Source organism: Kitasatospora sp. NPDC050543, assembly GCF_044457565.1.
Classification (GTDB): domain Bacteria; phylum Actinomycetota; class Actinomycetes; order Streptomycetales; family Streptomycetaceae; genus Kitasatospora.
The window spans coordinates 1-7,759 of record NZ_JBITGZ010000075.1 but is presented as its reverse complement, the minus strand read 5'-3'; the positions used below and the strand labels follow the sequence as shown (position 1 = coordinate 7,759).

Below are 7,759 nucleotides of genomic sequence, written 5' to 3'. Positions count from 1 at the left end.
ACTTGGGTTTTTTAACCACCGCCGCGGGGTGTTTTTCTAAATAACTATGTCGTTTTGTGCCCGGGGGGGGGGGGGGGCGGCGCCGGGGGGGGGGGGCCCCCCCCCCCGCCCCCCCCCCGCCGCTCTCGCCCGGGTGCTCAGCTGCCCACCGAGGGCCCGTACAGTCGCAGGAAGGCGTGCACGCCGGTGCTGACGATGTCCGCGAGCTCGGCGTCGGAGATCGGGACAGCGCCGAAGAAGGAGCGGTCGGCCGCGCCACTGAAGGTCAGCAGGGTGAAGTGGGTGGCCGCCAGGTCGGCGTCGTCGACGGCCAGCAACCCCTGGCCGGCCATCCGCCGCAGGTGCGCGGCGATGTCGCGCTGGGAGGCGAACGGACCGGCATCGAGCCAGGACCGCAGGACATCCGGTGGCACATGGGCCGCCTCCGCCCGGATCGCCCGGGCCAGCGCGTAGCGGTCCCCCGCCGACAGCATCGCCCGGGCCCGGGCGGTGGCGAACGCACCGAGGTCGCGCTCCAGGTCCACGGCCCCGCGCCGGTCCACGGCCGCGCCCAGGTGCCGGTCCGCCAAGGCGGCGATGGCCGCCGTCAGCTCGCCCGCCATCTCCAGGGCCACGGAGAGGAACAGCTTCTCCTTGTCACCGAAGTGGTTGTAGACGGTCCGCTTGGACACGCCCGCCTCGGCCGCGATCGCGTCCACGCTGGCCCGGGTGTAGCCCTCACGCCCGAAGACGACGCTCGCCGCGCGGGCGATCGCCCACCGCTTCTCGGGTAACCGCCGTGAGCCTGCGGGCGGTTGTACACGCTCCTGGGTCATCGAGCCCCACCTTCCCTTGTTGTACTACTCGGTTCAGTCTATGCAGCAGGGGGCTCCCTTCCGTCGGTCTGCGCCGCAGCGTGGCCCGGCCCGGCCCGAGCCGTCCAGCGCGACCCGGCGCGGCACCGCTCGACCCGGCACGACTCAGCTCAGCAGGACGGCCATCGCCGCATTGTGGCCGGGGATTCCGCTGACACCTCCGCCGCGCGCCGCACCCGCCCCGCACAGCAGCACATTGGGGTGACGGGTGGCCACGCCCCAGCGGTCATCGGCCGGATCGCCGTACGGGAAGTCCAGATCCCGGTGGAAGATGTTCCCGCCGGGCAGCCCGAGGTCACGCTCCAGGTCCAGGGGGCTCTTCGCCTCGATGCACGGCCGGCCGTGGGCGTCCAGGGCCAGGCAGTCCGCGAGCGGCTCGCCGAGGTGGGCGTCCAGGGACGCCAGTACGGCTTCGAGCGCGGCCGCCCGCACCGCGTCCGCTCCTCCCCCGTCCACTGCCCCGGCCGCTGACCCGACCGCCGCCCCGGAGGGCAGTTCACCGGAGAACAGGTCGGCCGGAAGTTGGAGCCCGAAGAGGGTCAAGGTGTGATACCCCTGCGCCACCAGGTCCGGCGCGAGGATCGAGGGGTCGGAGAGCGAGTGACAGTAGATCTCCGACGGCGCGGGCGAGGGCAGCCGCCCGGCCGCGGCCTGCCGGTACGCCGCCTCCAACTCACCGTACGACTCGGCGATGTGGAACGTGCCGGCGAACGCGTCGCGCGGGTCCACCGCGGTCGACCTGAGCCGCGGCAGGCGGCGCAGCAGCATGTTCACCTTGAGTTGCGCGCCCTGCGGTCCCGGCTCGGCGGGCTGCTCGCCGAGCAGCCGGTCCAGCGTCCGCGGCGCGGCGTTGCACAGCACCCACCTGGCGCCGACCCGGCGCTCGGCGTCCCCGGCCCGGTACGTCACCTCGGCGACGGCGCCTTCCGGACCGATCGCCGTCACCTCGCAGCCGGTGAGGATCTCGGCGCCGGCCGCCCGGGCCGCGTCGGCGAGCGCCCCGGTGAGCGCGCCCATGCCGCCGACCGGTACGTCCCAGTCCCCCGTGCCGCCGCCGATCACGTGGTACAGGAAGCAGCGGTTCTGGCGCAGCGAGGGGTCGTGGGCGTGGCTGAAGGTACCGATCAGGGCGTCGGTCAGCACCACGCCACGGACCACGTCATGACTGAAGCAGCGTTCCACCGCCTCGCCGATCGGCCGCTCGAACAGGGCCTCCCAGGCGGCCGGGTCGTCGATGCGCCGACGCAGGTCCTCCCGGGTGGGCAACGGCTGGGTCAGGGACGGGAAGACCCGTTCGGCCACCCGGCCGGTCATCCCGTAGAACTCCTTCCAGGCGGTGAACTCGGCGTCGGAACCGGTGAGTTCGCGGAAGGCACGGGCGGTCCCGGCGTCGTCGCCGTTGTCCACCAGCAGCCCGGCCTCCCCGGCGACGGGCGTGTAGGAGGAGATCCGCCGGCGGCGCACGGCGAAGCGCAGCCCGAGGTCGTCGATGATCTTCCGCGGCAGCAGGCTCACCAGGTAGGAGTACTGGGACAGCCGGGCCGGTACGCCGGGGAACGCCTCGATGGACACCGCCGCCCCACCCGTACGGCCCAGCCTCTCCAGCACCAGGACGCTGCGGCCCGCCCCGGCCAGGTAGGCGGCGGCGACCAGCCCGTTGTGCCCGCCGCCGACGATGACGGCGTCGTAGACGGGACGGCCGGGCAGCCCGGCCGGGGAGCGTGCCGGGTCCGGGGCCACGGACGCGAGATCCTGTCGGTCAGGTTGCATGGCTCGAGTCCTACCAAAGCCGGCCGGCTCCGGCCAAGGGTGTCGAATCGGCCGCGTGGCGCGCCCAGGACAGGCTCGGCCCCGGCCCCGAGATGGCTGGGCAGCGACCGTCGACCGCCCCGGGAGCCGCCGGCACTCATTGATCTCAGCTGCTCCGGCTTAGGCCAGAATTCACCCTGGCGTACATGACGCGCACCTGCCAGCCTTGCTGTCGCGCCACCACCGTCCACACGAGCCTCCGTAGGCTCGCGGGCAGGTGGCAGCGCTTTGGTTGCTGGGGTCCGTTCCTTCGGGTGCGCTGCTCCTCCCGGTGCGTCACGCGGAGCGCGACCGGGCGGAGCCGACAGCGCACGACTATCCATGGGAGAGACATGTCCAGGAGGATCTCAACCCTGCTCGCCGTCGCCGGCACGGTCGCCGGCCTGCTCGCCGCCGCGCCCACCGCGGGTGCGGCGGTGCAGCTGACCGGCTCGTCCGCCACCACCACGTCCGGCGGGCAGGCCGAGTCCAGGCAGGCCGAACTGAGGGCGGCGGCCGAGCAGGCCGCCGCGACCGGCGGGCGGCACATCTGCTACTCCGTCCTGCTGACCGGCTCCGGCTGGCAGGCCCCGGTCTGCGACGGGGCTGTCGCCGGGACGGTCGGCCAGTCCCGGCAGCTGGAGGCGGTCAACATCATCCCGGCCGACGGCGGCACGGTCTGCGGCGTCGCGCACGTGCAGAACCTCGGCTGGCAGCCGCAGCAGTGCGGCAGCGAGTTCGCGCCGCTGCTGCTCGGCACCGTGGGCCAGGGCCTGCGGCTGGAATCCGTCGGTGTGACATCGAGCAGCGGCTCGGTCTGCGCCGCCGGCCACGTCCAGAACATCGGCTGGCAGCCGAAGGTCTGCTCCGACATCCCCGGCCGGTTCACCTACATCGGCACCACCGGCCAGGCGCTGCGACTTGAGGCCATGCTCTTCACCGTCTGACCGCGCACCCGGATCCGCAGCCGCCGCCGGTCTCAGCGGCGGCTGCGGATCGAGCCCCGCGGAGCCGTTCGTCAGTTGACGGCGGGTCAAAACGGCCCCGGGATCCGATCCGACAGGTGTGCGCACTCGCTTCACGGGGGCCGCTTCGAAGGCGCCGGGATGCTCCACGCTCGACGTCCGGGGCCGGCCGACCGTCAGGCAGCGGTGGCCGGCCCGGAGCGGTGGTGGCGCGTGTCCGAGCGGCGTCGACCGGCGCTCCGGCTCGACTGCGTCACGGTGACGCCGGTGGCGCCGGCGGCCTGCGGACTCCCCCGGGCGGAGCACATGGGCGGGCGGGCGCGGCGGGGCGCCAGTACGGTCGCGGTGTGCAACTGTTGCGCCCGTTCAGGGTTCTCACGCCCGTTGCGATCGCGCTGATACCGCTCGCACCGGGCCCCGCTGTCGCCGCCCACGGCGCCGCGTCCGCCCCCGACGCCGTCTCCACGGTCGGCGGCGAGCGGCTGGCGCGGTCGGGCGTCCAGGTGGCGCCGCTGGCCGGAGCGCCGGCGCTGCCGACCGCCCTGACCGGGCTGTCCTGGCTGGTCGCCGACGCCGGCACGGGAGAGGTACTGGCCTCGCAGAACGCTCATCTGCGGCTGCCGCCCGCGAGCACGATGAAGATGCTCTTCGCGGACACCCTGATACCCCGGCTCGACAAGACGGCGATCCACCAGGTCGACCCCTCCGAGCTGGCGGGCCTCGGCGCCGGCAGCAGCCTCGTGGGCGTCAAGGAGGGCCTCGGCTACCGGGTCGAGGACCTGTGGCGGGGAGTCTTCCTCAGCTCGGGCAACGACGCGGTGCACGTACTCGCCCATATGAACGGCGGGATACCGACCACCGTGGCACAGATGCAGGCCCGGGCCGACGCGCTCCAGGCGCACGACACGCATGTGGTCACCCCGGACGGCTACGACGAGGAGGGCCAGGTCTCCTCGGCGTACGACCTGACGCTGTTCGCCCGGGCCGGACTGCACAACCAGGACTTCCGGATGTACTGCGGCACCAGGACGGCCCAGTTTCCCGGAGCGATCGACAAGACCACCGGCCGGCGCACCAGTTACGACATCGCCAACACCGACCGGCTGCTCGGCAACTACCCCGGGCTGATCGGGGTGAAGAACGGCTACACCACCAACGCGGGCGCGACCTTCACCGGTGCGGCCGAGCGTGGCGGCCGTACGCTGCTCGTCACGCTGATGCACACGGAGTCGAACCAGGTGGTGTACGACGAGGCCGCGGCGCTGCTCGACTGGGGATTCGCGGCGGCGGGCAAGGTCGCTCCGGTCGGGCGGCTGGTGGAGGAGCCGGCGCCGGCCGAGGCGGATCGCCCCTTCGAACAGACCGGCCCGCCGGAGGTCGCGCTCCCGCAGCCCGTCGGCGGCGAGACCGGTGCGGCCGGGTGGCTGGTGATCACGCTGGGCGGCGTCGCGGTGGCGGTGGCCGTGGTCCGCGCGCTGGTGCGGCAGCGTCGGCGCCCAGCGCCGGCCTGGTCGTCGGCGGGTACGGGGGTCAGCGCGGGTGCGGGGGTCACGGCGGGTGCGGCTGGCACGGCGGCACCGGGCCGCCCGGTCGGGGCGCCCGTCCGGGCCGGGGTGGGAGCACCGGCCCGCGGGCCGGTCGGAGCCACGGCGGTGGGGCGACGGCGGGTCGTACCGGTCGGCCGGCGGCCGATCCGGCGGGTGCGCGTGCTGGTCGGTGCGGCCCGGCGGCGGTTGCGGCGGCCGGGCCGGCACTCGCCCCGGCGCAGGTAGCGGGCCGCCGGGGTCGCTCGCGGGGTGGGCAGCGGCGAGCGGCTCGGCCTCGGACGGCACGTCGTCGGCGGCGCAGGGCCACGAAGGGTCCCTGATGCAGGAGTTCACCGACTGTGCGGATCCGTCCCACTGCCGCAGGCGCTGCCCGGGGTGCAGGTTCCCGTCGCCGCCGGCATCCGGCATCCCGGCCGGCTCGCGCCTGAACGCGCTTGCGACCAGGCCCAGTCGATGACTTCCGCGTCCGGGTTCGCGGGGAAGCCGTACTGCGCTAGCCTCGGATCCGGGCCACCAGCCGAGGCCCGCCGCTGGAGGAACCATGCGCATCACATTCGACCCGCAGGAGGCGGACGCCCTGCGCGAGGACGCCCGGGACGCGGTCGCCGACGACCCCACCCTGGCGTATGTGCTGCTCGACCTGGCCGACCGGGGGCTGGACCTGTCGGCCTCCCGCTCGTGGGAGGACATCCGCGCCGAACGCGGCCTGCCCCCGGTCGAGGACGCCCAGCAGGCGCGGGAGCAGCGCGTCGCCTAGGCACTCGGGCTCCCGTCGGCGGGCCAGGTGGTGTTGCACGAGATGGCCGAGCGGCGACGCTGGTCGGCACCGTCGTCCTGGTCGTGTACGTCGAGACGTAGCCGCCCGCCGGCTCGGTCGCCGGGCGGGCGAGTCGCCCGGTGCCGGTGCGCCCCCGGTCGTGCGGGTCAGTGGCGCTCGTCGGGGTAGTCCCAGTCGATGACCACCTTGGCGGAAGGTGCGGCCCGGCCCACGGCGAGCTCGACGTCGCTCTCGAACCTGGGCCGCCACAGGTAGCACCGGGTGATGCAGAGCGGGTAGGACCCGTTGTCCCCCACCACCTGGTGCTCGCCGGCCTCGCCCGGGTGGACCCCGAGGACGACCTCGCCGTCGATCCCGTGGTCGAGCATGACGGCCTCCAGCGCCGTCAGCACCGCGTCCACCTGCTCGGGGCCGGGGAGCCGGGTGACGGACAGCGAGAAGTTGATGTTGACTGACGTGCCGTCAGGCTAGCGGCCGGGTCTGACGATCCGGGGTCGCCAGCCGGGCGGCGGAGCGAGGCCGGCACCGGAGGGAAGCGTCACGCGCCGAAGTTCGTCGCGTACAGGCGGCGGACGTCGGACGGCGTGACGAAGTCCATCGGCACCGTGCCCAGGTGTGGGCGGCTCGCGGGGGCCAGGGCGGAGAGGTAACCGGCCAGCCTGGGGGCCATCGCGTCGGCGGCCTGTCTCGGCCACAGCCCCCAGCCGGAGGAGGAGGTGAAGGTGAGGAAGAGCCGCTGGGTGGCGGTGGAGGCCCGGGCGGCGTCCAGGTGGGCCGACACCTCCGGCCACTTGCGGGACGCGATGTCGAAGATCGTCCCGATCTGGTAGTCGTCCTCGATGTCGGTGAGCGACCCGCCCCACGGTATGCCGGGCAGCCCGCCGCTGTCGGCGAGCAGGGTGATCCGGCCCCGTACCTCGCCGAGTTGCGGCACCCGCTGCTCGCCCCAGAACAGGCCGGGCCACTTCGCCTGGTACGTCGCGAAGATCGCTCTGAAGTCGGCGTCGGAGACGGTGGAGTACTCCTGCTTGACCCGCATCAGGACGGTTTCGCCGGGGTGCTGGGAGAGGAACGTCTGGCACAGGTTGAGGACGTCGCCGAACATGATGTGCTGGTAGAACGAGCCGTGGTGGATCGCGAACACCCCGTCGATCGCGCGGCAGCGGATGTCCAGGAAGCGGATTCCTGAGGCGAGTTGGTCGGGTATCGACAGCGTCTGCGTCTGGGTGATCGCGCCGCCGTAGAGTGCGCAGCTGTCGTGGGTACCCGGAAGCGAGAGCTGCGAGAGGTGGGCCGAGACGGACAGCGCGCCGAGCCAGTCCGCGCCGGCCGGTACGTCGGCCGCGCCCGCCGCCCGCGTCGCGGATCCCGCCGGGGTCGCGGCGCCGGCCGCCCGCGTTGTCGCACCGAACCCGGCGCCGGCCGCGGCGAGCAGCAGCGCGGAGCGGCCGAGGGCACGGCGGCTGACCAGACGGTGACCGGGCGTACGGTGGCCGTGCGGAGCATCCGTCAGGTTCATTGCACCATCCCGGTGTTCGCCACGAGACATGCTTGCCATGTCCATTGTGGATGGCGCGAACCGCGTGGGTACAGTCCTGTGCACGGCTCTCCTGAGGTGATCTCAGGGACGGTGCGCTACGGATGGTGCAGCCCGGTCGTCGCACAGATCCCGGGCTCTCGGTGCTGTTGCGACCAGGGTGATCAGCCGCACGGTGACGTCGACGGCAGAGCAGGGTGCGGCGAAGGGGCCCGGCGCGCGGTGTGCGCGCCGGGCCCCTTGCCGTGTACTTCGCCCCGGGGCCCCTGTCCGACGCCCGGGGCGCCGCG

The 7,759-nt window shown here is 73.6% G+C and carries 7 protein-coding genes; 3 read left to right on the top strand and 4 right to left on the bottom strand.

Features of this window, described 5'->3' with window-relative positions; genetic code table 11:
• Positions 1 to 137: 137 nt before the first annotated feature.
• On the bottom strand, positions 138 to 815 hold the full coding sequence (locus tag ACIBH3_RS35625) for a TetR/AcrR family transcriptional regulator (RefSeq protein WP_396316272.1): 678 nt from the start codon (positions 813 to 815) through the stop codon (positions 138 to 140).
• Between the two features lie 144 nt (positions 816 to 959).
• Positions 960 to 2,561, bottom strand: coding sequence for a phytoene desaturase family protein (locus tag ACIBH3_RS35620; protein WP_396316273.1), 1,602 nt, complete (start codon positions 2,559 to 2,561; stop codon positions 960 to 962).
• A gap of 434 nt (positions 2,562 to 2,995) precedes the next feature.
• Between ACIBH3_RS35620 and ACIBH3_RS35615 the strand changes: the two genes are divergently transcribed.
• The 3 genes from ACIBH3_RS35615 (at position 2,996) to ACIBH3_RS35605 (ending at position 5,911) form a co-directional block, all read left to right on the top strand.
• Positions 2,996 to 3,589, top strand: a complete 594-nt coding sequence (locus tag ACIBH3_RS35615) for a hypothetical protein (protein ID WP_396316271.1) — start codon at positions 2,996 to 2,998, stop codon at positions 3,587 to 3,589.
• Positions 3,590 to 3,954: 365 nt separating this feature from the next.
• Positions 3,955 to 5,379, top strand: coding sequence for a D-alanyl-D-alanine carboxypeptidase family protein (locus tag ACIBH3_RS35610; RefSeq protein WP_396316270.1), 1,425 nt, complete (start codon positions 3,955 to 3,957; stop codon positions 5,377 to 5,379).
• Positions 5,380 to 5,695: 316 nt separating this feature from the next.
• Positions 5,696 to 5,911, top strand: a complete 216-nt coding sequence (locus ACIBH3_RS35605; RefSeq protein WP_396316269.1) for a hypothetical protein — start codon at positions 5,696 to 5,698, stop codon at positions 5,909 to 5,911.
• A 167-nt stretch (positions 5,912 to 6,078) separates the two neighbouring features.
• Here the strand turns inward: ACIBH3_RS35605 and ACIBH3_RS35600 are convergent, their stop codons facing one another.
• Positions 6,079 to 6,324, bottom strand: coding sequence for a hypothetical protein (locus ACIBH3_RS35600; protein ID WP_396316268.1), 246 nt, complete (start codon positions 6,322 to 6,324; stop codon positions 6,079 to 6,081).
• Positions 6,325 to 6,470: 146 nt separating this feature from the next.
• Positions 6,471 to 7,451: a phosphatidylinositol-specific phospholipase C gene (locus ACIBH3_RS35595; protein WP_396316267.1), complete on the bottom strand. Its 981-nt coding sequence runs from the start codon at positions 7,449 to 7,451 to the stop codon at positions 6,471 to 6,473.
• Positions 7,452 to 7,759 lie beyond the last annotated feature (308 nt).